A 25,520-nucleotide genomic window follows, 5' to 3' on the forward strand; every position below is an offset into this window, starting at 1 on the left:
TCCTTATTCCATCGGCCTGTGGTGAGGTTCCCCGCTGAAGACAACAACCAGCAGGGAGGTACGGGTTCCCAGTCTAGGTGTTTGGCCAAAGGTTGGATACGCTGGGAGCCATGAGCTCATCTGTATCCAGCCCCAGCCCTGAAACCGGAAAGAAGATCCTGCTTGCCGCCCCACGCGGATACTGTGCCGGTGTTGACCGCGCGGTGGAAACCGTGGAACGTGCACTCGAGGAATACGGTGCCCCGATCTATGTGCGCAAGGAGATTGTGCATAACCGTTATGTGGTGGACACCCTCGCCGAAAAGGGTGTCATCTTCGTCGAGGAGGCCTCTGAGGCTCCGGAGGGTGCCCATATGGTGTTCTCCGCCCACGGCGTCAGCCCCGCCGTCAAGGAGGAGGCCGCGGCCAAGAACCTGCAGGCTATCGATGCCGCCTGCCCGCTGGTGACCAAGGTACACAATGAGGTCAAGCGTTTTGACAAGCAGGGTTTCCACATCCTGTTCATCGGCCACGAGGGCCATGAGGAGGTGGAGGGCACCATGGGGCATTCCCTGGACCGCACCCACCTGGTGGACGGCATCGAGAGCATTCCCGGCCTGCCGGCGTTCCTCGCCGATGAGCCGAACCTCATCTGGTTGTCCCAGACCACCCTGTCGGTGGATGAGACCATGGAGATCGTCCGTGAGCTCAAGAAGGTCTACCCCCAGCTGCAGGACCCGCCGTCCGATGACATCTGTTATGCCACCCAGAACCGTCAGGTTGCCGTCAAGGCCATCGCAGAGCGCTGCGATCTGATGATTGTGGTCGGTTCCACCAACTCCTCGAACTCGGTGCGTCTGGTCGAGGTCGCCCTGCAGGCCGGCGCGAAGAACGCCTACCTGGTTGATTACGCCCACCAGATCGACGAGGCCTGGCTGGACGGTGTGCAGACCATCGGTATCTCCTCCGGTGCGTCCGTCCCGGAGATCCTGGTCACCGGTGTCCTGGAGCGCCTGGCGGGTTACGGTTTCGATGATGTGGAGGAGGTCACCACGGCCGCCGAGAAGATCGTCTTCGCACTGCCGCGTGTACTGCGCCCGGCGCGCTAGACCTGGTTGCTGAAAGAGCCCGGGGGGTCACCCCCGGGCTCTTTGTCAGTTGTACAGGTCATCATCCAGCGATGGGCGCCGTCGTGGTGGGATGGGTGGGGGAGCTTGTCGACGCTCCACCTGCCCCGCCCGTGGCATCTCCCGCTGGATCTTCTCCACCGGTCGGGATAACTCACGACGCCGCTCCTGGTTCCGGCGGATCAGCTCATCCACGGTGACCTGGCGGCTGGTCAGATCCTGGTTAGCGGAGGACCTGCGCGACCGGGCCCGGGACGCCTGCGCCCGTGCCCGGCTGGCCTCGGTGGCATTGGTGCGGTCGGCCTCCCGCTGGGCCTTCCGGGCCTGCTCACCGGTCAGCTGCAGATGCTGCTGACTACGCCGGAGGAGCTTGATGCGGACCACACCGATGACGGTGGCGAGGATGGTCACCATGATCAGGGTGGGGAACATCTCAGCCAGGGGATAGATGGCGGTGAGAACCGCCGTGGTGGACAATCCCTGCCCACCGGAGATGCCCTGCTGGGCCACCAGCCACGAAGTCAGTGGGGTCATGATGCCGAACAGCAGGGGCATGGAGGCCACGGTGATAAACAGTCCCCGGGCCTCGATCAGCAGGGTGACGGCGAGACTGCAGATGATGAAGAGCAGCTGGTAGGGCAGTCCGATGGTGCCGAACAGCAGGCTCACGAGCAGCCCCGTCACCAGCGACGCCAGAACCACGGCGGGGCCGGACCATGTGGGCAGACCCACGAAGGGGGTCTGCTGGTCCGGTCTTGATCTTCTCCTCGGCGCTGCTGATCCATGTGACACGAGTGATTACTCTACCGGTCCCGGCACGGAAAACAGGACTCCACCACCCGGTTCAGGGCAGTGAAGATCCCGGTGCGGGGGATCCGGGGTGGTGGGGTGGGGCGTCGATAAGCGTCACGGTGACCCGCGCGCCTACTTCCGGCGGCGCATCAGGTCGAGCGCCCGGGCGGTGAGTTTCCTACCCTGGGAGAGGCGTTTCTTCAACATGGCGCGGCGCAGCTCGTTGACATCCGTGGTGGGTTCCTCCACCAGTACGGCGGCCAGGTCGTCGGGTTCTGCCACCGTGTCCACGGGCTTCTGGTCGGGAAGGGCATTGCGGTAGTAATCCCGGCGCAGTTGTGCACCGCGTTCGGTGACGCTGCGCCCGGCCAGGCGTCCGTAGGGGGTGGCGTAGGTGAGATCGCGGTAGTTCTTCTCCCCGGCCTGGACAGAGATGACCTCCTGGAAGTAGCGGAACGCCACCGCGATCATCGCGGCAACCGGTACCGCCAGGAACGCACCGATGATGCCGAACAGGGTGCCGCCCACCGTCACCGACAGCAGGACGATCACCGGGTGCAGATTCATGGCCTTGGACTGCAGGATGGGGGAGAGGATATTGCCCTCCAGCTGCTGGACAGCCACCACGATGATCAGCACGATCACCGCCTCGGTGAACCCGAGGGAGACCAGGGCGACAATGACAGCCAGCGCACCCGCGGTGAAGGCACCGACGATGGGGATGAACCCGGCGACAAAGGTGATCACCGACAGTGCGAAGGCCATGGGCACCCCGACGATGACCAGGCCGATGCCGATGAAGACGGCATCCACCGCGGACACGATCGCCTGCGCCCGGATGAACCCGGCCAGTGTGTTCCACGCACGGGTCAACAGTTCGGTCAGGTGCCAGCCGGAGGTCTCCCCCACGGCCTGACGGCCCCAGGACAGGAACCTGTCGCCATCCTTGAGGAAGAAGAAGGTGAGCACGAGCACCACACCGAGGGTGATGATCACGCTGGTGGCCATACCCAGACCGGAGAAGATCTCCCCGGCGATCGTGCCCGCCTGGTTCTGCAGCCATCCGACGACCTCGTTGAAGAAGTTGTCCACGTCATTGGCATCCAGGTTGAAGGGGTCACCCTGCAACCACAACTGCACGCTGAGGATGCCGTCGAAGACCTGGTAGTACAGCGTCTGGGACTGCCGGGCGATGCTGGGGGCGATCAACCAGAACACGCCTGCGATGGCGGCGAAGAAGATGATGATGGTGGTCACCGCGGCCAGGGCCGGCGGGAATTTCAGTTTCCGCAGCCACATGTTCGGGGTGGAGAGCACCGTGCACACGATCAGGGCGAGGATCACCGGCAACACACCCCGCCACAGCTGGCCCAGGATCAACCAACCGACATACGCGGCCACGGCGATGAACAGGATGCGCAGGCTCCATACAGAGACCCGCCGCACACTGTCCCCGATCACCACTGACCGGTCGATGCGGGCGGGGTAGTCGATGTTCCCCGGGGAGTCCCCACGGGAATCCTTCAGGTCATCCAGGTCATCCATGTTATTGCCCACAAAGGCATCGAGTCGTTCTGGGAAATCTTCCGTCCTTGCCACGGTTTCCCATTCTGCCCCGAAACAGTGTCCGTGGCATAAGACACCCCCGTATGACCTACTGGGATGGTGCCCGGCCGAGCTCCTGCCCGATCAAAACGGTGTCGGTGGCATAGGGAGAGGTGCCGAAGGCGCCGGTGCGCTCATCTGGTTCCCTGCGCAGGGCGAGGGCGCTGACCACCAGTCCACCCCAGATGATGACGATGAACAGGATCATCATGATAATTGCCGGTGTGCTCATGGTGTTGTTCTTCCTTCCGGGGTGGTGTTGGTGATCACGGGGACCGCCAGGGCGTTCTCGGTGGGGTCGAAAGGCTCGAAGTCCGCGTCGGAGCCCCAACGACGCGGGCGGTGGTAGGCCCGCCTGAATTCCGGCAGAACACCAAAATCCGAACCGGGGGGACCATCGACACTGAGGTGGCTGGGCCATGGCACCAGCGGGGCGATGATGGCCACCACCACGATGATGGCGAGGACCGCCCAGCCGAACAGTGCCACCTGCAGTTCGGAGTAACCCCCGTAGGGTTCCTGGGACAGGGTGATCAGTTCCTGAATGAGGGTGAACCCCAGCACCAGGGTGGTGATGTTGACCACGCAGATGCGCCAGAGGGTGTTGACGCGGAAGGAGGACACCGAGTTCAGGTGCATGGAGAACTCATCGATGCGGCGCAGCACCCAGTCGACAACAATGACCACGATCAGGGCGATGGCGACGATGCCCACGTTGTTGGTGAACTTGTCCATGATGTCCAGGGTTGCCAGACCGGAGGTTGTGGAAAACAGCATCAGGGACAGAATCGCCATGACCACCCCCACACTGACGGCCGCGGTCTTGCGCTGTAGGTCGAATTTGTCCTTGACAGCGGAGACCACCACCTCCAGTAGTGAGAACAACGAGGTGAAACCGGCGAGGAAGAGGGAGGCGAAGAACAGGAACCCGAACAGCCCACCCAGGGGCATCTGGTTGATGATGGCAGGGAACGCCACGAATGCCAGGCCGATACCGGAGGTGGCCACCTCATCGACCGCCACGTTGGCCTGCACCGCCATGAAACCGAGTGCCGCGAAGACACCGATGCCGGCGAGCACCTCAAAGGAGGAGTTGGCGAAACCGGTGACCAGACCGGTGCCGGTCAGGTTGGTGCGGGGCTTCAGGTAGGAGGAGTAGGTGAGCATGATGCCGAAACCGACCGACAGGGAGAAGAAGATCTGCCCATAGGCTGCAACCCACACCGTCGGGTTGGTCAGTGCACTCCAGTCCGGGGTGAACAGGGCATCCAGGCCGACCTCCGCACCGGGCAGGAACACCGCGCGGATACAGACGATGAGGAAGGTGATGACCAGGATCGGCATGAAGATCATCGACACCTTGCCGATGCCCTTGTCCACGCCGACCGCCAGCACGATGATGGCCAGTAACCATACGAAGAACAGGGCGAGCGCGATCTGCGGGACGATATCCAGGGAGAAGGCTGACTCAGCGTCGAATTGCAGGAAGTCACTGAAGAAGTAGGTGTCCGGGTCATCACCCCAGGCCTGGGTGAGAGACTTGATGGCATACAGGCCGGCCCAGCCGATGATCACGGCATAGTAGATCGTGATGAAGAAGGCGATGCCCACCTGGATCCAGCCGAGGGGTTCGGTGCGCTTCTTGAACCGCCGGAACACCAGGGGGGCACTGCCGCGGTAGCGGTGGCCGAGCGCGAAATCCAGGAACAGCAGCGGGATACCCGCCGTCAGGAGTGCGATCAGGTAGGGGATGAGGAAGGCGCCACCACCGTTGTCGTAGGCAACGTAGGGGAATCGCCAGATATTGCCCAGGCCGACGGCCGAACCGATGGCCGCGAGCATGAACACATAACGTGAGGAGAAGACTTCGCGGCGCTGTGGGCCAGTGGTGGAGGAGGGAGTGGACGCAGGGGAGGGCGAAGACATCGTTGAAGCTCCTTCAATGTGAGGAGTAACAAGGGGAGGTGGTCGCCGGGCAACCCATGGGGGTAGGTATGGGATGCCTGACACCGATCTACGGATGTGCGATGAAAGTACCACAGTAAAGTGACCTAGACTACAGATTGGACTTCTTTCCAGACACGCCCCCACCCATTCGGAAGGGTATCCACCCATGGACACCGCACTGTTTGATTCCCACCTCCACATCATCGACCCGGGCTTCCCGCTGGTGGAGAACAACGGTTATCTCCCTCCGACCTTCACCGTGGGGGACTACGGCACCCGGGTGGCCGGTTTGAACGTGCTCGGCGGGGCGGTGGTCTCCGGGTCCTTCCAGGCATTCGACCAGTCCTACCTGCGCGATGCTTTACGACGCCTGGGCCCCCGTTTCGTCGGCGTCACCCAGATACCCGCCACCACCTCCGATGAGCGGATCCTTGAACTGCATGCCATGGGTGTGCGGGCCGTCCGCGTCAACCTGGCCCGGGGAGGTTCCGCTGAGGCGGGCGACCTGGACCGTCTGGCGCGCCGGGTCCACGAGGTGGCCGGGTGGCACACGGAACTCTATGTCACTGAGCTGGCTCCGGTGGCGGAGGTGGTGCGTGGGCTCCCGGCGGTGAGCATCGACCACCTGGGCATGCGGTCGGAGAACCTGCCGGTGCTGCTTGATCTGGTGGATGAGGGTGTCATGGTCAAGGCCACCGGGTTCGGGCGGGTGGATCTGGATCCGGTGGCGGCGATGCGGGCCATCGTGGGTGTCAACCCCGGGGCGTTGATGGTGGGGACGGATCTGCCGTCGACACGCGCCCGTCGGCCCTTTGCCGACGCCGACCTCGAGCTCGCGGCCGAGGCGGTGGGGGCGGAGAACCTCGAGGCGGTTTTCCACGGCAACGCCGAGGCCCTCTACCTGGGTGGGCACAACACTTGATAGGATGACTGCCCGTGAGCCTTACTCTTGGAATTGTCGGCCTGCCCAATGTTGGCAAGTCCACCCTCTTTAATGCCCTGACCCGTAACGATGTGCTGGCCGCGAACTACCCCTTCGCCACCATCGAACCGAACATCGGGTTGGTTGAACTGCCCGATGACCGCCTGCCCCGCCTGGCGGAGATCTTCGGTTCCGAGCGCATCCTGCCTGCCACCGTGTCCTTCGTGGACATCGCCGGCATCGTCAAGGGCGCCTCCGAGGGCGAGGGCATGGGCAACGCCTTCCTGGCCAATATCCGCGAGGCGGACGCCATCTGCCAGGTGGTCCGTGCCTTCAGTGATGACAATGTCATCCACGTCGACGGCCGCGTCGACCCGGCCAATGACATCTCCGTGATCAACACCGAGCTGATCCTGGCTGACCTGCAGACCATCGAAAAGGCCATCCCGCGCCTGGAGAAGGAATCCCGCAAGGACAAGTCCCTGGTGGAGACCCTCGATGAGGTGAAGAAGGCCCAGGCCATCCTCGAGGATGACCGCACGCTGTTCTCCGCAGCGAAGAACGGTGAGGTCGACCTGACGCTCATCCGCGACCTGCACCTGATGACCGCCAAGCCCTTCCTCTATGTCTTCAACTCCGACGAGGAGGTGCTGACCGACGAGGCAAAGAAGGAAGAACTCCGCGCACTCGTGGCACCGGCGGACTGCGTCTTCCTGGACGCCCAGACCGAGACCGAACTGCTCGAACTGGACGAGGAGGAGGCAGCCGAGCTGCTCGAATCCGTCGGCCAGACCGAACCCGGCCTGCACTCCCTGGCCCGCGCCGGTTTCGAGACCCTCGGCCTGCAGACCTACCTCACCGCAGGACCGAAGGAAACCCGCGCCTGGACCATCCGCAAGGGCGACACCGCGCCCCAGGCGGCAGGTGTCATCCACACCGACTTCGAACGCGGCTTCATCAAGGCCGAGATCGTCTCCTTCGACGACCTCGAGGCAGCCGGTTCCATGGCCGAGGCCAAGGCCCAGGGCAAGGTCCGCCAGGAGGGCAAGGACTACGTCATGGCCGATGGCGACGTGGTGGAGTTCAAGTTCAACGTTTAGGGTCAACGGTCGGGCACGGGATTTCCGGTGGTGTTCACCTGTCGTTGACCTGTGTGCGCTACCGTCGGCTGCGTGGAAACTAATGTCACGTCACGGACGCTGGATGAAATCCAGGATCTCTATGGAAGCCAGGGCCTTTCGTCGCTGTTCGAGCGCCTGAAACCGCATGCCCGGCAGGCGATTGCCCTGGAACACCGACCAATGTCGGACTCGAGCGTGCAGGTGGGCGGCTCGCGTCTCGGCGGTCTTCCCGACTTACCCCGGGGCCAGGACTGGTTCCTCAACTCCTCGACCGGGGCGCCACTGAACTTTGTCGCGCAGATCAACCTGGCCGAGGTTGCCGCGGTGACGGACAGCCCGCTTCCCGCCCGCTTCCCGCCCGCGAAATGCTGTTCTTCTTCTATGACGCCGAGGCCTTCGGGTGGGGTTTCGAGCCAGAGGACCGTCACGGGCAGCGGGTGTTCTTCTTCGACGGGCCGATGGAGGAACTGACACCGACACCGGCCCCCACGGGCATCGACGTGTATGAGCCGAGGAGTCTGACCTTCGTTGCCGCCACGGAACTGCCGGATGTGACGAGCGATCTCGTCGATCCCGACCTCGACGATGATGAGTACGACACCTATCTGGATCTCGTCGAGAATCATGAGCTGAGCCTGGACACCAAACTGTTGGGCCACTCGAATAATGTCCAGGAGGGCATGGAGCTGACCTGCGAACTCGCCAGTCGGGGGATATCCGCGGGCACGTCAGAGAGCCGTCGCGACGTAGGGGCGGAGGTCCGCGAAGGCGCGCGTCACTGGAGGCTGCTGCTGCAGGTGGACAGCGACGACCACACTGGCATGACGTGGGGTGCAAATGAAGGGTGCCTCTACTTCTGGATCAGGGAGGACGACCTCGCACACGGACGCTTTGAGCGTTCCTGGCAGACCCTGCAGACTTAAACACCCGGGAACGCTTCCGGGCCCCGGTTGCCCGCTGAGCCGTTATGGTGGGGGACACGTAAGAGCAAAAGTAGCTCTGTCCATCCCCTGAACAGGAGGTTTTCAGTCATGAGCTTCAATGTCTACCTTTCCGGCGAGATCCACACCGACTGGCGCGAGGAGATCCAGCGCGGCGCCGAGGCCGCCGGCCTGGACGTGGTTTTCACCGCACCCGTGACCGACCACCCGGCCAGTGATGCCGCAGGTGACCACCTCGGTGAGACCCCCAGCGACTTCTGGCGTGATCACCAGTCCGCCAAGGTCAACGCCATTCGCACCCGGACCCTCATCGAGAAGGCCGATTTAGTGGTGGTGCGCTTCGGTGACAAGTACAAGCAGTGGAACGCCGCCTTCGACGCTGGGTACTGCGCCGCGCTGGGTAAGCCCTACGTGACGCTTCACGACGCCGACCTCATCCACCCGCTCAAGGAAGTCGATGCGGAGGCGCAGGGTTGGTGCCAGACCACCGACCAGGTGGTGGAGACCCTGCGCTACGTGCTCAAGGCTTAAACCTCAGTCTCCCCATTAAGTGCCCCTGACGTGCTGTTTTCCTGATACGATGGCGCATCGAAGTGGAATTGTGTAGAGAGAAAAACAGAGGAGAACACTGTGGATCTGAGCATGGACAAGGGCAACGAGTTTGTTGAGGCAACGCAGTCACCGGAAGGTGCCGCCGCCTGGAAGCAGCAGTTGGATGAGTTCGCGCCGGGTTCCTCGGACTGGGTTGTCGGGGCGGTGTTCGGTGGCACCTATCAGCGTGAGGGCCTGGAACTGCGGGACCGTCAGATGCTGAACATGGCCGCCCTCGCCGCCATGGGTGGGGTGGAACCACAGCTGACCGGCCACATCAAGACCGCCGTGGATGTTGCCGGCATGAGCAGGGAAGAGGTGGCGGAATGCTTCGTCCACCTGATGCCCTATATCGGTGTGCCGAAGACCCTGGCTGCCATGCGCTGCATGAAGGCCGCCTTCGAGGGGGAGGCCTGATTAGGCGCCTCCGGTAGAGCCTCCTCGGCTGATGGGGGTTTCGTCGACAAGCAGCACCACGAGGGTGCTGCCACCGAGACGGCCCGTCCCAGCTGCACATTTGCGGACGGGGACTCCCCGGTACCGTATTGCTTGATTTCGGTAGTATCGGCGAAATATTCGAGCCCGCACAAGCATGTACGGCGATTGCGGTGACGCGCGCCGAGGAGGTACCCATGGTTGATCCTGATTCTCCCAGTGGACTTGAGCCCGGCATTTCCGCCGTGCTTTTCGACATGGACGGGGTGGTCACCAACACCGCCCTGATCCATGCGACCGCCTGGAAATCCCTGTTCGATGATGTCATCGCGGACAGGGCACCCGAGCAGGAACTGTTCAACAAGGAGACGGATTACCGCGCCTACGTGGATGGGCTCTCCCGTGAGGACGGGGTCCGTTCATTCCTGGCCTCACGGGGCGTCGACATCCCTGAGGGGAGTGCGGAGGATGGCCCGGACGAGGTCACCATCCACGGGCTGGCGGCCCGGAAGCAGGGGTACTTCGATGAGGCACTTGACCGGCAGGGTGTGGAGGTATTCCCCGACACGCTGCAGCTGCTGAAGCGGTTGAAAAAGGAGGGCATCCCCGCTGCACTGGTCACCTCCAGCCGCAACAGCGGTCCGATCCTGGACACCGCGGGTATCACCGATCTCTTCGCCACCCGCGTGGACGGCAACGACATCCTCGAGCAGGGTCTGGCCGGTAAACCCGCACCCGATCCCTTCCTCGCCGCGGCCCGTCAGCTGGGCGCGCGTCCTGAGCAGTGTGTGGTCCTGGAGGATTCCTCCGCCGGGGTCAAGGCCGCCCATGACGGCTGCTTCGGGCTGGTCATCGGGGTGGACCGCGCCGATGACATCGACGAGTTGTGGGAGGCCGGCGCGGATCGGGTGCTTCGCGACGTCTCCACCCTCGACCTGCATACCGGCTGGCACGTGGGAAAAACCGACCGACCTGATCCCTGGTTGTTGTCCTACGACGATTTCGATCCCGAGGCAGAGAGCATGCGGGAAGCTCTCTGCGCGGTGGGCAACGGCTACTGGGCCACCCGCGCCTCCATCCCGGGGACCCACGCGGGCGATATCCATTATCCCGGCACCTACCTGGCCGGGATCTTCAACCGGGTGGAGAACTGCACCGATGGGAGCCCGGACGAGACCGAACACCTGATCAACGCCCCCGACTGGACCTTCCTCCGGGTGGAAACCGCAGACGGACAGGTCCTGCACCCATCCGATGATGAACTGCTGGATTACCGGCAGGAGCTTGACCTGCGTCACGGGGTGCTGCGCCGGATGGTGCGCCGTCGCGATGGGCAGGGCAGGATCACCCGCATCAGCACCGAGCAGTTCCAGTCCATGGCACAGCCACAGTTGGCGGCGCTGCGGGTGGTCGTGGATGCCGAGAACTGGGAGGGGGATGTGCAGGTGTTCTCCGCCATCAACGGTGATGTCCGCAACACCAATGTGGCCGATGACACCGCACTGGAAACCCGTCATCTCAGGACCCCGATCCGTCACCACCTGGATGAACGCACCGTCCTGTTGGAGGCACGGACCACGCAGTCCGACATCGTCGTGGCCATGGCCACCCGCACCACCGTGAGCACTCCCACCGCCGATGCGGTCACAGTGCGTCCGGCGGATACCGCCAGGTCGGCGGGCCAGCAGTATTCCAGCGCGGTTGCGCCCGACAGTCCGCTGGTGGTGGACAAGGTGGTCGCGGTGGCCACCTCACGGGATGAGGCCCTGTCCACACCGGCCCTGGCGGCCGGGAAACGGATCCGGCGGGCTGAGAACTACGGAGAGCTGCATGCCCAGCACATTCGCCGGTGGGCCCAGCTGTGGCGGCTGTTCCATGTGAACATCGAGGATGGCCGGCAGGCCTCTCTGTCCCTGAACCTGCACACCTTCCACGTCCTGCAGTCCGTCGCCTCCGCCACCACGGATCTCGATGCGGGTGTCCCAGCCCGGGGTCTGCACGGTGAGGGCTACCGGGGTCATATCTTCTGGGATGAGTTGTTTGTCTATCCCATGTTGACGCTGCGCCAACCGGCGCTGACCCGTGCCCTGTTGCTCTACCGCTTCCGGCGTCTCGACGAGGCCCGGGCGGCAGCAAGGGAGATCGGCCTGCGGGGAGCCCTGTTTCCCTGGCAGAGCGGCAGCGATGGGCGGGAGGAGACCCCGCCCCGGCTGCTCAACCCCAGGAACGGGCAGTGGATTCCGGACAATTCCCACCAGCAGCACCACATCGGCCTCGCGGTGGCCTTCAGCGTGTGGAACTACCACCAGGTCACCCAGGACCAGGCGTTCCTCACCGACGTGGGTGCCGAGCTGGTCATCGAGGTGGCCCGCCTATTCGCCAGCAACACCGAACACGACCCCACGGAGGACCGCTACAGCATCAGTGGTGTGATGGGACCGGATGAATTCCATGACGGTTATCCCGGCCGTCCGGGGGAGGGGCTGCGCGACAACACCTACACCAACGTCCTGGCGTCCTGGACCATGGCCCGGGTGCCGGAGATCCTCGACGCCCTGGACCCCCACGAGGCCGAAGCCCTGCGGGACCGGCTTGACCTCAGTGATGATGAACTGAGCCGCATGGCCCGGATCAGCAGCCGGCTGACCATCCACTTCCATGACGATGGGGTGATCAGCCAGTTCGCCGGCTATGAAGACCTCAAGGAATTCCCGTGGGAGCACTACCGGGAGAAATATGAGGACATCGGCCGTCTCGACCTCATCCTCCAGGATGAGGGGGACAGCCCGAACAACTACCGATTGTCCAAGCAGGCTGATCTGCTCATGTTGTTCTACCTGTTCTCCGTGGAGGAGCTCCGGGCGATCCTTGAACACATGGGCTACGAGCTCAGCGATGATGCGGTGGACCGCACCATCGACTTCTATCTGGAGCGCAGCAGCGATGGCTCATCCCTGAGCCAGCTGGTCCACGCCTGGGTGCTGTCCAGCAAGAACCGGGCGAAGTCCTGGTCACTTTTCCACCGGGCACTGGATACCGACCTGTCGGATGGCAAGGGCAGTTCCACCGCGGAGGGCATCCACATGGGGGCGATGGCAGGCACCATCGACATGATCCTGCGGTGTTACGGCGGCGTGGAGATCCAGGAGGGGCTCCTGGTCCTCGACCCGCAGCTGCCCGATGAACTACCCGCTGCCTCCTTCCAGCTGCATTATCGGGGGCAACCCATCTCGGTTCAGATCGCCCATGATCAGGTGCGGTTGGTGTTGGAAGCCAGCGTCGCCAAGCCCATCGAGGTTCGGGTGGGCACCACCCGCAAAACCCTGAGCCCCGGGGACGTGTGGGAGGTTGACCTGCCCGCCCGCTAGGCGTGTCGACGCGGCACCCCGGCACCCGTTCGTCCGCCGGGGGTGCGTAGCATGGCGGTGTTCAGTGTTGAACCCGAGGGTGCGTGGCTGGTTGTGCTCTCGGGAATGGTGCCGGACCAGTGCCGGATCAGGAGTGAGGAGCGGCAGACGATGACATCCCCGGACAACATCCTGTTCCATCTCCCCACACGGGAGGAACAACAGGTGCGTGAGATCTTCGCGCGCCTGGAGGAACGGGGATTCCCCGCCCAGCGGCAGACCCCACACATCACTGTGACGTTTTCGAGGGATATGGCCGGCCCTGTGGTCGAGCGAGCCGCGCAACTGCTCCCGCCACTGATACCCGCCAGTTTCCAGCGGGTGGGCACCGTGGTCTTCGGCACCAAACGCAAACAGACTGTCGCCTGGTTGCTGGAAACATCTGTTGAACTGGAAAATGCCGCTCGTGAGATCAGTGCGCTCAACCCTGACGGGCGCGGCCGGCGCTGGACACCCCACCTGACCATGGGATTGCGTCTGCCCCGGAAGATCGTACCCGATTATGTCCGGGCCCTGGATGAGGTGACGTCCGCGCATTTCCGGGAACTCACCGCTGCGCGGGCTGCATTCTGGCGACCGAGGACGCAGGAACTGACTGTTCTGGCCGGAATGTCCTAGACAGGCGGGAGCCGGGGGAGGGGGACTGTCTGCCCTTCATCCCGCAGCGGCCGGGCCTGGGCAAAGGCCCACTTCCTCCGGGAAGGAAACGGGTTGAGGCAGTGCGGGCGACCCGTGTTTTCTCCCCACCCCTGCGATGTTGCTGTGTAGTTGCCCAGCTCCTGTCGCGGGGGTGCCGGGGAAAAAGTACCTTACCCCCTAACGCAGGAACAGAACCAATTCGATTAAATGCATGTGAATGTTCTGGGAACTTTCTGGATTGGTACATCGTTGTGCAAAGTCGCACGTCGGGGCCGGATTGTGCATAGATTCAGATTTGCAATATTTGCATCTGCTGCCTTCTTCACAACCTTGCTAAGGGAGTGATTTGCATCGCTACCCCTGTGTGACCTGCATTAAATTGACGGGCAATTTTTATTTGTATAGTGTCACACAAGCTATTAACAACGTGGCTCATGTCACTGATTCTCTAAGGTAGACTATGAATCCCTCTGCCCCAACACCTGAAGAATTCCTCGAAGTGAGTGAATCCCGGGAGTTCGGTGAACTGCGTAGTACGTTCCGCAGGTTTGCATTCCCCATGACCATCGCCTTCCTGGTGTGGTTCTTCTTCTACATCATCACCGCCACCTACGCGACGGACTTCGTGTCCACCCGCGTCTACGGCGCCATCAACGTCGGAATGATTCTCGGCCTGGCACAGTTCGTCACCGCTGCTCTGGTCACCTGGGTATATGTCCGTTTCGCCGACAGGAAGCTCGATCCGGCCACCGCGGCCATCCGTGCCCAGATCGAGGACACCTCCCGTGCAACCAACGCTGACCTCGAAGGACAGGTGAACTAAATGCACATCCTCGCTGCTGAGCAGGTTTCCACCGGAAACCCGATCCTCAACATCTCCATCTTCATCCTGTTCATCGTGGTGACCATGACCGTCGTGGTCCGTGCCACCCGCACCACCTCCCAGAAGGGCACCGATTTCTACACCGGTGGTGCCTCCTTCTCCGGTACCCAGAATGGCCTGGCCATCTCCGGTGACTATCTCTCCGCCGCGGCCTTCCTCGGTGTGACCGGCGCGATCGCCCTGAGCGGTTATGACGGCTTCCTGTACTCGGTGGCCTTCCTCATCGCCCTGCTCGTCGCCCTCGTGCTCGTGGCCGAGCCACTGCGTAACACCGGTCGGTTCACCATGGCCGATGTGCTGTCCTTCCGTCTGAAGCAGAAGCCCGTGCGTCTGGCTGCCGCCATCTCCACCCTGGCGATCTCGCTGTTCTACCTCATCGCCCAGATGGCCGGTGCCGGTGGACTCGTGGCCCTGCTGCTCGGTATCAACGGTGAGGCCGCCCAGGCCATCGTCGTCGCCATCGTCGGCGCCCTGATGATCATCTATGTGCTGGTCGGTGGCATGAAGGGCACCACCTACATCCAGATGATCAAGGCGGTCCTGCTCGTTGGTGGTTCCATCATCATCACCCTGCTGACCTTCGTCGCCGTCAAGGGGGGCTTCAACGCCGTCCTCGAGGCCGCTGTCCTGAACCACCCACAGGGTGACGCCATCCTCAACCCGGGCCTGAAGTACGGCGCGAATGAGCTGACCAAGCTGGACTTCATCTCCCTCGGTGCCGCCTTGGTCTTCGGTACCGCCGGTCTGCCCCACGTGCTCATGCGTTTCTACACCGTGCCCACCGCCAAGGAAGCACGCGGGTCCATGACCTGGACCATCGCAATCGTCGCACTGTTCTTCCTCATGACCGTCGTCATGGGTTATGGTGCAGCCGCGCTCGTCGGTGCTGAGCAGATCGCCAACGCCCCGGGTGGCGCCAACTCCGCGGTCCTCCTGCTGGCCTCCCGTGTCGGTGGCACCATCTTCATGGCCATCATCTCCGCGGTCGCCTTCGCCACCATCCTGGCTGTGGTCGCCGGCCTCGCCATCACGGCCTCTGCCTCGGTGGCCCACGATATCTACAACTCCGTGATCCGTGACGGCAAGGCCACCGAGGAGGAGCAGGTCCGCGTCTCCCGTATCACCGTGATCGTCATCGGTATCCTGGCCATCGTCCTGGGCATCGGTGCCATGGGACAGAACATCGCCTTCCTGGTGGCACTCGCCTTCGGTATCGCCGCCGCCGCGAACCTGCCGACCATCCTGTACTCCCTGTACTGGAAGCGCTTCAACACCACCGGCGCCCTGTTCTCCATCTACGGTGGTCTGCTGACCTCGGTCATCCTGATTATCTTCTCCCCGGCGGTGTCCGGTGCAGAGACCGCCATGCTGCCGAACGTGGACTTCGCATGGTTCCCGCTGACGAACCCGGCGATCGTCGCTATCCCGACCGGTTTCCTCATGGGCATCATCGGCACCTTCCTGGGCAAGCCGGACAACTTCCCGCTCAAGCGCGCCGAGATGGAGGTCCGCTCCCTGACCGGTGTGGGCGTCGAGAAGCCCGTCGAGCACTAGTCTCACCGGCTGACACCCGCCACACGGACCGATCGCCACCACGGGCCCGGACATTCACCTCGATTGTCCGGGCCCGTGGCATTGGCCCGTACACCCATGACAGGGGTCCTGAACAGCATGAACAGTATCTCTGAACCCCGGTGTTACCGCCCGGCGGGGTAAAATCGCGGTATGAATCCGAAACGGGCGGTGTGGGAGCGTTATCTCCCCGGGGTGGCGGCACTGGTGCACTACCGGCGTTCCTGGTTGCGCGGTGACCTGCTGGCGGGTGTCACCGTCGCCGCCTACCTCGTGCCCCAGGTGATGGCCTATGCGGTCATCGCGGGGCTGCCCGCCGTGGTGGGTCTGTGGTCGATTCTGTTGCCCATGGTCATCTACTTCTTCCTGGGGACCTCCCGGAAACTGTCGATCGGGCCGGAGTCCACCACCGCGCTGATGACCGCGGCCGGTGTCGGCGCGCTGGTGGGGGCGGCCGGTGGTCCGGAACGCTACGCGGAGGTCGCGGCCATCCTCGCGATCGCGGTTGGCATCGTCTGTCTCGTCGGGTTTGTGACCAGGCTGGGTTTCCTCACCTCCTTGCTCTCGCGCCCGGTGCTGATCGGGTACCTCATCGGCATTGCACTGTTGATGATCGTCAGCCAACTCGGGAAGGTCACCCAGCTCGAGGTGGAGGGGGAGAGCACCTGGGACAATGTGGTGTCCTTCGCCGGCCAGGTCGGTCAGGCGCATCTGCCCACCGTGCTTCTCAGCGCCAGTGTGCTCATCCTGCTCTTCCTCACCTACTGGCGGTTCCCCAAGGCACCCTCCGCGCTGCTGGTGCTCCTGCTCGCCGGGGCTGTGGTGGCCATCTTCCACCTGGAACGCCTGGGCCTGGATGTGATCGGTGAGGTGCCCCGTGGCCTGCCGGAGCCGCGGGTGCCGGACCTGGGGGATCTGGATCTGTGGGCGCTGCTGCCCTTCGCGGTGGGTATCGCGATCGTCGGTTTCTCCGACAACATCCTCACCGGTCGCGCGTTCGCCTCCGGTCGGGGAGAAGTTATTGACTCCAACCAGGAACTACTGGCCCTGGGCACCGCGAATGTGGCCACCGGTTTCCTCCAGGGGTTCCCGGTGTCCTCCAGCGGTTCCCGCACCGTGCTCGCCGACACCGCCGGGGCGAAAACCCAGGTGTATTCCCTCGTGGCCATGCTCATGGTGGTGCTGGTGCTGCTCTTCGCCGGGCCCGTCCTGGAGTCCTTCCCCGATGCCGCGCTGGGCGCGCTGGTCATCTTCGCCGCCACGAGGCTTATCGACGTCGCCGAGCTCCGCCGTATCGGACGTTTCCGCGCGAGCGAGCTGTTCATCACCGCGGTCACCACCGTCACGGTGGTGATGTTCGGTGTGCTCATCGGCATCGGTGTGGCCATCGCACTGTCCCTGCTGGATCTCATCCGCCGTATCACCACCCCCCACGCCGATATTCTCGGTTATGCGCCCGGGGTGGCCGGCATGCACAGCATGCACGATTACCCGGATGCTGTTCCGGTCCGGGGTCTGGTGGTCTTCCGTTATGATTCCCCGCTGTTTTTCGCCAACGCCGAGAACTTCCTCGAGCAGGCGGAACAGGCTGTCGTTGACTCCGAACAACCGGTGGAGTGGTTCCTCATCAACGCCGAGGCCAACACCGAAATCGACCTGACAGCTGTGGACATGCTCGAGGAGCTGCGCATCAGGTTGGAGGAACGCGGCATCACCCTCGCCCTGGCCCGGGTGAAACAGGATCTCCACCGCCAACTGGAACCTACGGGGTTCATCGACCGGATCGGGGAGGAGAACATCTTCGCCACCCTGCCCACCGCGGTGCGGGAATACGCCCGGCGGTACCACGAGAAGCACGGTCAGTGGCCGGACGGGGTGCCCGGGTACATCCTCAATCCCTGAAACCCCAGTGACGGTCATAATGGTGACCATGACAACGGGGACCCCCTCAGACCACACCTCCCGCTGGCCACGCAGCCTGGCCCGCACCCTGGCCCGGATCACGCTTGGGGTGGCACTGGCAGGTGCGGGTGTCGGCCACCTGACCACCCTGCGTGAGGAGTTCCAGGCCCAGGTGCCCAGCTGGGTGCCGCTGGACCCGGACCTCGTGGTGGTGGTGGCTTCCGGGGTCGTGGAGATCGTTCTCGGGGCAGCCCTCATCCTCGCGCCACGGTCGCTGCGACCCATCGTGGGCACCGCGACGGCTGTATTCTTCATCCTCATCTTCCCGGGCAATATCGCGCAGTATGTGGAGGGCACCGACGGGTTCGGCCTGGACACCGACCGCGCCCGGTTGATCCGTCTGTTCTTCCAGCCGCTGCTGGTGCTCTGGGCGCTGTGGTCCACCGGGGCCTGGGGCTGGTTGCGGAACCGGCTGACCAGTTCGAAGGAGAAGACATGATGGGTGTGATGACAGTGACCGCCACGGGTGCGGCGACACCGGAGCTCGCCTGGCGGCGGTCCTACTACCTGCAACGCTGGACCGCCTGGGCCCCACACCTGACCGGGGTCGATGCTGACACCCCCACGCTCGCCGCCGGCACCAGGGGGCGCGTGGAGATCCTCCGGATCGCCACCGCGCGTTTCCGTATCCTGCGGGTCAACCCGCAGGCACGGACCTGGACTTGGCGTGTCCGCGTCGGGCCCCTGAACCTGCTGCTGGACCACGGCCTGGATGAACTGCCCACCGGCACCCGCGCCTGGGTGCGGATCCGGGGGCCGTGGCTGATCCTGGCGCTCTACCGGCCACTGATGTGGTGGGCGCTGCGCCGGCTGGTGTCGGCCACGAACCTGGGGACCACCCTAGGCACGGACAAGACCTGAGATGGCCCGCGCCGCCCGGTCCCCGGAGATCAACGCCCCGTTGATGGAGGCGGTGTCACGGTGATCACCGGCGACGAAGACGTGTTCGCCCACCCGCTGGGACTGCCGATCCACCAGGGGTGGGCGCTGCTCCGGAAGCGAATGGGGAACATCGTGGCGGATGATCAGCTCCCAGCCACCGGTGGAGGTGGAGTAGATGCGTTCCAGGTCCGCCCGCACCTCGGCTTCCGTCGCGGAATCCTCGCCCAGCAGGGCGGTGGCCTCGATGAGGTGCTGATCCTCAGGGGCGTAGGAGGGTGCGGCCGCGGACACCACCGTGGCGTGCAGCACCGGACCCGCCGCACCGCCCCCGGGCCGGGTGGCATCCAGTCGGATGAATCTACCGGTGTCGGGGGCCTCATCGGTGCGGAACCACCAGGTCGCCAGACCCTTCATCCGGGGCGCCTCCACTCCGGTCAGTTCACCGGCGCCCACCGGGTCGGTGGCCACCACCACGTAGCGGGCGGTGAAGGAACCGGCATCGGTGTCCACCGTGACACCCGCCCCGGTGTCGCTGATGCCGGTGACCGCATGACCGGTCAGGGGAGCGCGCTGCAGGCGGTCAGCCAGCTGCTGGGGCAGCGCCTGCATGCCACCGCGTGGCAGTCCCGGCGATCCGTAGGCGAAGGTACGCAGCAACAGGCGGGCGAGGTTGGCGGAGGTGGTGCCGTGGCCGTCGGCAAGCACCCCGGCGAGGAAGGTGTCCAGGACATTGCGCCGCAGGGGCCCGGTGATGCGAGCACGGTCCAGGGCCGAGTTCAGGGTGGTGTCACGGGTGGCCCGTGCGGAGATCTTTTCGCTCACGAGCGTCGGCCCCAGCCACCGGGCGAGGGCGAACAGCTCGCCCGGGGTGAGATAACCGCTGCGCAGTGTCTGCGGGATGAGGCGTGGGTGGCGCAGCGGGTGGGCGAGGGTGGAGATGCCCGTGTCATCGCGCAGCTGCACCCCGACGTCGAAATGCTGCATCTTCAAGGCCTTGATATCCACCCAGTCGCGTACCGCACGGTAGGCGGGGTTGAGCACCTGGAAACCGCGGTCCAGGAGGAAACCGTCGATGTGGTCGGTGCGCACCCGGCCACCGATCTCCTCCTCGCGTTCCAGGACCAGGACACCCAGTCCCTCGTCCTCCAACCTGCGGGCAGCCTGCAGGCCGGCCAGGCCCGCGCCGATGACAATGACATCCGTGTCCATGGTGCTCCTTCGGTACTTCCTCATCCGGGTTTTCCCCGTCCAATGATAGCTGTGGTGGAGGTAGCCTCGGGTGGATGAAGCACGTACCTGAGACCGGCCGGGAGGTGTCCATCACCGCTGGCGGGTATCCACCGGCAGCCCTCCATGTGATGACGTGGAATATCCGTCGCCGCATCCCGGGGCAGCTCACCCACCGGGCGGACAGGTGGGCCACCCGCGCGCCGCTGATCCGTGAGGCGCTGTCCCAGCTGCGCCCCACCATCCTCGGGGTGCAGGAGGCCCTGCCGGAACAGACTGCCTTCCTCCAACAGGTGCTGGGCCCGTCCCACCGGTTCGTGGGGTGGGGGAGGGGACGCCACCACACCGGTGAGGCCACCCCGGTCTTCTATGACACCACGCAGCTGGAGCTGATCGACTGGCGCCAACAGGCACTGTCGGACACCCCGGAGGTTCCGGGGTCGGTGTCCTGGGGCAATCTCTTCCCCCGGGCGTTCGTCGCGGCGACCTTCCGGCACCGGGCCACCGGTACCCGGTTCCTGGTCTTCAACACCCACCTCGATCCCCTCTCCCGGCGTTCCCGGCTGCGGTCCGCTCGGGCCATCCGCGACCATATCCGCACCACGCAGCTGCCCGCGGTGGTCACCGGTGACGTCAACGCGCATCAGAACAGCGCCACCTTCCGCGCTTTCACCAGCGGCAATGTCCTCACCGACACCTGGTCCGTCGCTGCCGGCCATCTCACCGCCGAGTGGGGCACCTTCCCCAACTACCGCGCCCCGAGGCCGGGCGGTAAACGCATCGACTGGATCCTCAGCACGCCCGACTGGCAGGTTCACAGGGCAGGGATTAACGCGCGTCAGTACGCTGGCGCGTGGGCATCTGATCATCTCTCTGTCCATGCACTGCTGATTCCACCGGGAGAAACAGGAAATGACGAACTCCATGATCGATAATTTCATCCGCCCGCCGAGGGGTCTGACCGAGACGGTCGCAGACCTCATCCGCATCGGTGGGGTGGTGAGTTTCTTCGTCGCCCTGGCCTTCTTCGAGCTCACCCAGGCGGCGGTCATCGCGTTCACTCTGCCGGGGATGCTCATCGCGCGGTTCCTCGGCATGACACCGATACCGGATGCCGTCCTCACCACCAGTCTCATCATCGCCGCGTGGAGCAATGTCTTTGAGCTCTACACCTCCATCGCCTGGTGGGACATGGTCATCCACTTCATCTGCGCCGGGGGACTGGCGGTGGCCGCCTATATCTACCTCGCGCGGATCGGGGCGGTGCCCCCGCCCGGCACCCACCGGGTCGCCGCCGTCGCCCTGACCACCTCGCTCGGGTTGTCGCTGGGTGTGTTGTGGGAGGTGGTGGAATGGGTTGGTTTCACGTATGTCACCTCCCAGATCTACGTCACCTACGAGGACACCATCAGCGATCTCGTCGTCGGCGGGATCGGCGCGCTGGCCTGCGGTTTTGCGGTCGCGCACCTGCCCCTGGTGCGTGAGCAGCAGGTGCCCGCCCCCTGCGAGCCGGAGCGCTTGTCGACGACCCACTGACACCCCCTCATGGAATAATCCTGCGCCGATACCCGTTGCACCGACAACACTGACAACACCGATATACCACCTGAGAGGATCTACACCACCACATGGGCACCCACGACACCGACCACCCGCTGTACTCCTCGGTCACCCTCGGCAACGTCGAGTTGAACAACCGCATCGTCATGGCCCCGCTGACCCGGATCAGGGCGAACACCGACGGCACCCCGACGGAGATGATGCGGGAGTACTACGCGCAGCGCGCGGACTTCGGGATGATCATCACGGAAGGCACCTGGCCGATCCGGGAGGGCCGCACCTGGGGGCAACAGCCGGGAATCGAGACCGCTGAGCACGTCACCGCCTGGCGTGGGATCACCGATGCCGTCCATGAGCGTGGGGGCAAGATCATCATGCAGATCATGCACGGTGGGCGCATCTCCCACCCAGAGCTCACCGGCACGGGACGCACCGTCGCACCCAGTGCCATCGCCGCCCCGGATCCCATCCGTATCTCCACCGGCAAGGTGGATCCGGTGATCCCGCATGAACTCGGGTTGGATGAGCTGGCCACCGTCATCGACCAGTTCGTCGCCGGTGCCCGCAATGCAATGGCGGCCGGTATGGATGGTGTCCAGATCCACGGCGCCAACGGCTACCTGCTCCATGAGTTCCTGGCACCGACGACCAACCTGCGCGGTGATGCCTATGGTGCCAGCCCGGAGAAGCGCGCCAGCTTCGTCGCCGAGGTGGTCACCGCGGTGGCCCGGGAGATCGGTGCCGGCAACACCGGTCTGCGACTGTCCCCGCAGCACAATATCCAGGGTGCAATCGAAACCGATGATGCCGATGTCCTGGCCACCTACACCGCCCTGGCGCGCAGCCTCAAGCACCTGGGTCTGGCCCATGTCGAGCTGGTCCACCACGAGCCGGAAGGCGAGCTGATCCAGACGCTGCGCCGGGAATTCGGGGCACCACTCATCGTCAACACCGGTTTCAGCAGGTTCACGCAGCGGGAGGTGGCGGAGGAACTCGTCGACAAGCAGGCCGCCGACGCGGTCTCGGTGGGGCGCCTCGCACTGGCCAACCCCGACCTGGTGCGCCGCTGGCAGCTGGACGGACCCCTCAACGAGCCGAACCCGGAGACCTTCTATGTGGGCGGGGAGAAGGGGTACACCGACTACCCCGTGATGGAGTACAGCCTATAACCCCACCGGTGGTGCGAAGGTGACCTCCGTCCCCAGCCCGCGTCGCGTCAGTTCCTGCTGCGCGCGGTCCAGGCCACCGTGCTCCAGGGCCGCGAGTGTGGTCCGCCCCGACCACACAGGACGGCCGAAGCGGCGGACCTCGATGCTGAGCTCACCGGCCAGGTGTTCCAGATCGCCCGCGGTGTTGCGGTGCTCGCTGGGTAGGGGCACGGGCAGGATGAAGGCCCGGTCCAGGGGAGCGGTGGCATGGATCTTCACCTGCCAGCCAAAACCCCGGCCCGACAGCTCCCACCGCTCATCACTGGTGCGGGTATCCACCGGGCTGATCACGGGGTTGCCCAGGCGGAATGTCCGCCCACCGGGCAGTTTCACCACCAGCCCGGTGACCTCGGTACGCAGGGGGCCGCTGTGGATCTTCCCGCCGGCAAACGCCACGCAGGCATCCGGTTCGGCGAATCCCTGCGCCTGACCCCACCACCAGGATTCCGGGAATCCCTCCCGACCCCAGTTCTTCTCCGCATACACCTGGGCATCGGTGAACTCCCAGGTCTCATCCCCCACGACGGCTGTTCCGGATGCCTTCCCACCCAGCAGCCACGGATGCCAGTACTGGTTGAGGGCGGGCACCATCTGGAAGATACTGGAACCACCCATCGACCGGTGGGGCCAGGGAGCCAGATCGGTGAAGCGGATATCCAGGCGCGCATCGGGGCCCAGATCCACCCGCAGCCGGCGCCGGTTGCCCTCGAAGGCACCCTCACCACCTTCCACCCCCAGCCCATCCGGATCAGCCCACGCACCGTCGGGAGCGTCGGTGCGGATGAACCCATTCGGCCAGGCGGCGTACCCCACCGTCGCCCACGGGCCGTCCGGACCCTGGTTCACCCCGCACAGGGCGATGATCACCCGGCCGGTGGCAGGATCGGTGATGCGCCAGAAATACCCCTCCATGGACACTCCCTCGTGGGCGGGCAGGGGATCACCGAAGAGCAGATCAGCTCCGGTGGCGCGGTATCTCTTCAGTAGGCTCATGGACCCCAGTACAACACACCCGGTGTGAGCTGCGCCACCATTTCTCCCGTGCCTGGTTGGGGTGCGACAATGAACCCCATGACAGCAACCCTCGTGGCCAGTGACCTCGCCGGCGGCCACGGCCACCGCACCCTCTTCCATTCCCTCAACCTCACCGTCGCCCCCGGGGATGTGGTGGGCGTGGTGGGGGCCAACGGCGCGGGGAAGACCACCCTGCTGCGCATCCTCGCGGGTGTGGATGAACCCCAGTCGGGGTCCGTGTCCCTGTCACCCGCCGATGCCTTCATCGGGTGGCTGCCCCAGGAACATGAGCGCGTGGAGGGTGAAACCATCGCAGGCTACGTGGCACGGCGCACCGGGTGCGCCCAGGCCACGCGTGACATGGATGAGGCGGCCGCAGCGCTCGGTGAGGATGACGCGGTCGCCGATGCCTACTCCCTCGCGCTCGACCGGTGGCTGGCCAGTGGTGCGGCCGACCTGGAGGAACGCCTCCCGGTGGTCCTCGCCGACCTCGGTTTCGAGGTGGGCGCGGGCCTGGATGAGCAGCTGATGACCTCCCTGTCCGGCGGCCAGGCCGCCCGCGTCGGGCTCGCCGCCCTGCTGCTCTCCCGGTTCGACATTGTGCTTCTCGACGAACCAACCAACGACCTCGACCTCGACGGCCTGGAACGCCTGGAGAACTTCGTCCGGGGCCTGCGCGGCGGGGTGGTGCTGGTCAGCCACGACCGTGAATTCCTGGCCCGGTGTGTCACCCAGGTTCTCGAACTGGACCGCGCGCAGGACACCAACCGCGTCTTCGGCGGTGGTTATGACGCCTACCTGGAGGAACGCGCCACCCTGCGCCGCCAGGCCCGGGAGAAATACGAGGAATTCGCCGATAAGAAGGCTGATCTGGTGGCCCGTGCCCGCACACAGCGGGAATGGTCCAGCCAGGGGGTGCGCAACGCCATCAAGAAAGCCCCCGACAACGACAAGCTCCGGCAGCGTGCCTCCACCGAATCCAGTGAGAAACAGGCACAGAAGGTCCGCCAGATGGAAAGCCGGATCGCCCGGCTCGACGAGGTGGCCGAACCCCGGAAGGAGTGGACCCTGGAGTTCACCATCGCCACCGCGGAACGCTCCGGTTCGGTGGTCTCCACCCTCAACGGTGCGGTGATCCGGCAGGGGGAGTTCACCCTCGGCCCGGTATCACTCCAGATCAACGCCCGGGAACGCATCATCATCACCGGGCCGAACGGGGCCGGGAAATCCACCCTGCTGCGGCTGCTGCTCGGACGGCAGACCCCCGATGAGGGCACCGCGAGCCTGGGCTCCGGGGTGCACATCGGTGAGATCGACCAGGCACGGACCATCCTCGCCGGTGAGCAGCCACTCGTGGACTCCTTCGAGGCGGCCGTGCCGTCGATGACCGCCAGTGAGGTGCGGACACTGCTGGCCAAGTTCGGGTTGACCGCGGATCATGTCCATCGGCCCGTCGACAAGCTCTCACCCGGGGAGCGCACCCGCGCCGGGATGGCGCTGCTGCAGGCGCGCGGGGTCAACCTGCTGGTCCTGGATGAACCGACCAACCACCTGGATCTGCCCGCCATCGAGCAGCTGGAACAGGCGCTGGAGACCTACGACGGCACCCTGCTGCTGGTCACCCACGACCGCCGCATGCTGGACACCGTGGTCACCGACCGCCACTGGCAGGTGGCAGACGGCCAGGTCACCGAGTTATAGCCGGG

The 25,520-nt window shown here is 64.7% G+C and carries 23 protein-coding genes and 1 pseudogene; 18 read left to right on the plus strand and 6 right to left on the minus strand.

Translation table 11 applies throughout. From position 1 onward, the window contains the following. Positions 1-110 precede the first annotated feature (110 nt). Positions 111-1,088, plus strand: coding sequence for a 4-hydroxy-3-methylbut-2-enyl diphosphate reductase (locus CE_RS05495; RefSeq protein ID WP_006769962.1), 978 nt, complete (start codon positions 111-113; stop codon positions 1,086-1,088). A 45-nt stretch (positions 1,089-1,133) separates the two neighbouring features. On the opposite strand, the gene CE_RS05500 is transcribed toward CE_RS05495, so the two are convergent. From CE_RS05500 to CE_RS05515, 4 genes are all read right to left on the minus strand, one after another. Next, entirely contained in the window at positions 1,134-1,898 is a 765-nt protein-coding gene (locus CE_RS05500) for a DUF6542 domain-containing protein (protein WP_011075280.1), read from the minus strand. A gap of 132 nt (positions 1,899-2,030) precedes the next feature. After that, the gene (locus tag CE_RS05505) at positions 2,031-3,443 is read right to left on the minus strand and encodes an AI-2E family transporter (RefSeq protein ID WP_006769960.1); all 1,413 of its coding nucleotides are present in this window, start codon (positions 3,441-3,443) and stop codon (positions 2,031-2,033) included. A gap of 109 nt (positions 3,444-3,552) precedes the next feature. After that, positions 3,553-3,735, minus strand: coding sequence for a methionine/alanine import NSS transporter subunit MetS (gene metS / locus CE_RS05510; RefSeq protein WP_006769959.1), 183 nt, complete (start codon positions 3,733-3,735; stop codon positions 3,553-3,555). Then, complete coding sequence (locus CE_RS05515; RefSeq protein ID WP_035109926.1) at positions 3,732-5,429, minus strand: sodium-dependent transporter; 1,698 nt, start codon at positions 5,427-5,429, stop codon at positions 3,732-3,734. The genes metS and CE_RS05515 overlap by 4 nt, the downstream gene beginning before the upstream one ends. 187 nt (positions 5,430-5,616) lie before the next feature. Between CE_RS05515 and CE_RS05520 the strand changes: the two genes are divergently transcribed. The 13 genes and pseudogenes from CE_RS05520 to CE_RS05575 all read left to right on the plus strand — a co-directional run bounded on the left by CE_RS05520 (position 5,617) and on the right by CE_RS05575 (position 18,784). Then, entirely contained in the window at positions 5,617-6,372 is a 756-nt protein-coding gene (locus tag CE_RS05520) for an amidohydrolase family protein (RefSeq protein ID WP_006769957.1), read from the plus strand. Between the two features lie 14 nt (positions 6,373-6,386). After that, positions 6,387-7,472, plus strand: a complete 1,086-nt coding sequence (ychF, locus tag CE_RS05525) for a redox-regulated ATPase YchF (RefSeq protein ID WP_006769956.1) — start codon at positions 6,387-6,389, stop codon at positions 7,470-7,472. Positions 7,473-7,673: 201 nt separating this feature from the next. Next, positions 7,674-7,808, plus strand: a pseudogene (locus CE_RS15825) (DUF1963 domain-containing protein); the annotation flags it as partial. Then, positions 7,745-8,416 (plus strand): YwqG family protein, encoded by a 672-nt coding sequence (locus CE_RS05530; RefSeq protein ID WP_269208247.1) that lies wholly within the window; start codon positions 7,745-7,747, stop codon positions 8,414-8,416. The pseudogene CE_RS15825 and the gene CE_RS05530, both read left to right, overlap by 64 nt. 108 nt (positions 8,417-8,524) lie before the next feature. After that, positions 8,525-8,965, plus strand: coding sequence for a YtoQ family protein (locus tag CE_RS05535; protein ID WP_006769954.1), 441 nt, complete (start codon positions 8,525-8,527; stop codon positions 8,963-8,965). 99 nt (positions 8,966-9,064) lie between these two features. Then, positions 9,065-9,442 (plus strand): carboxymuconolactone decarboxylase family protein, encoded by a 378-nt coding sequence (locus tag CE_RS05540; protein ID WP_011075284.1) that lies wholly within the window; start codon positions 9,065-9,067, stop codon positions 9,440-9,442. Positions 9,443-9,657: 215 nt separating this feature from the next. Next, entirely contained in the window at positions 9,658-12,828 is a 3,171-nt protein-coding gene (locus CE_RS05545) for a beta-phosphoglucomutase family hydrolase (protein WP_231295161.1), read from the plus strand. Between the two features lie 150 nt (positions 12,829-12,978). Next, complete coding sequence (locus tag CE_RS05550; protein WP_035109924.1) at positions 12,979-13,485, plus strand: 2'-5' RNA ligase family protein; 507 nt, start codon at positions 12,979-12,981, stop codon at positions 13,483-13,485. A 481-nt stretch (positions 13,486-13,966) separates the two neighbouring features. Beyond that, positions 13,967-14,329 carry a DUF485 domain-containing protein gene (locus CE_RS05555; RefSeq protein ID WP_011075286.1) on the plus strand — a complete coding sequence of 121 codons (363 nt, stop codon included), beginning with the start codon at positions 13,967-13,969 and terminating at the stop codon, positions 14,327-14,329. Then, on the plus strand, positions 14,330-15,943 hold the full coding sequence (locus tag CE_RS05560) for a solute symporter family protein (RefSeq protein WP_006769949.1): 1,614 nt from the start codon (positions 14,330-14,332) through the stop codon (positions 15,941-15,943). Positions 15,944-16,114: 171 nt separating this feature from the next. Next, a complete protein-coding gene (locus CE_RS05565; RefSeq protein WP_006769948.1) occupies positions 16,115-17,863 on the plus strand; it encodes a SulP family inorganic anion transporter in 1,749 nt (582 codons plus the stop codon). Between the two features lie 28 nt (positions 17,864-17,891). Beyond that, positions 17,892-18,362, plus strand: a complete 471-nt coding sequence (locus tag CE_RS05570; protein ID WP_041628409.1) for a DoxX family protein — start codon at positions 17,892-17,894, stop codon at positions 18,360-18,362. 8 nt (positions 18,363-18,370) lie between these two features. Next, entirely contained in the window at positions 18,371-18,784 is a 414-nt protein-coding gene (locus CE_RS05575) for an SRPBCC family protein (RefSeq protein WP_231844069.1), read from the plus strand. On the opposite strand, the gene CE_RS05580 is transcribed toward CE_RS05575, so the two are convergent. Further along, positions 18,764-20,014, minus strand: a complete 1,251-nt coding sequence (locus CE_RS05580) for a flavin monoamine oxidase family protein (RefSeq protein WP_231295159.1) — start codon at positions 20,012-20,014, stop codon at positions 18,764-18,766. The genes CE_RS05575 and CE_RS05580 overlap by 21 nt on opposite strands. A 74-nt stretch (positions 20,015-20,088) precedes the next feature. Between CE_RS05580 and CE_RS05585 the strand changes: the two genes are divergently transcribed. The 3 genes from CE_RS05585 to CE_RS05595 all read left to right on the plus strand — a co-directional run bounded on the left by CE_RS05585 (position 20,089) and on the right by CE_RS05595 (position 22,761). Beyond that, positions 20,089-20,967, plus strand: coding sequence for an endonuclease/exonuclease/phosphatase family protein (locus tag CE_RS05585; protein WP_006769943.1), 879 nt, complete (start codon positions 20,089-20,091; stop codon positions 20,965-20,967). Further along, positions 20,957-21,568, plus strand: coding sequence for a hypothetical protein (locus tag CE_RS05590; protein ID WP_006769942.1), 612 nt, complete (start codon positions 20,957-20,959; stop codon positions 21,566-21,568). The genes CE_RS05585 and CE_RS05590 overlap by 11 nt, the downstream gene beginning before the upstream one ends. Before the next feature lie 92 nt (positions 21,569-21,660). Continuing rightward, positions 21,661-22,761 (plus strand): alkene reductase, encoded by a 1,101-nt coding sequence (locus CE_RS05595; RefSeq protein WP_006769941.1) that lies wholly within the window; start codon positions 21,661-21,663, stop codon positions 22,759-22,761. Here the strand turns inward: CE_RS05595 and CE_RS05600 are convergent. Further along, positions 22,756-23,793, minus strand: a complete 1,038-nt coding sequence (locus tag CE_RS05600) for a tocopherol cyclase family protein (RefSeq protein ID WP_006769940.1) — start codon at positions 23,791-23,793, stop codon at positions 22,756-22,758. The two genes, CE_RS05595 and CE_RS05600, sit on opposite strands and share 6 nt — an antisense overlap. A 78-nt stretch (positions 23,794-23,871) precedes the next feature. Here CE_RS05600 and CE_RS05605 point away from each other — a divergent pair, with 78 nt between their 5' ends. Then, the gene (locus CE_RS05605) at positions 23,872-25,515 is read left to right on the plus strand and encodes an ABC-F family ATP-binding cassette domain-containing protein (protein WP_035109861.1); all 1,644 of its coding nucleotides are present in this window, start codon (positions 23,872-23,874) and stop codon (positions 25,513-25,515) included. Positions 25,516-25,520: the final 5 nt, after the last annotated feature.

This window comes from Corynebacterium efficiens YS-314, assembly GCF_000011305.1.
GTDB lineage: Bacteria > Actinomycetota > Actinomycetes > Mycobacteriales > Mycobacteriaceae > Corynebacterium > Corynebacterium efficiens.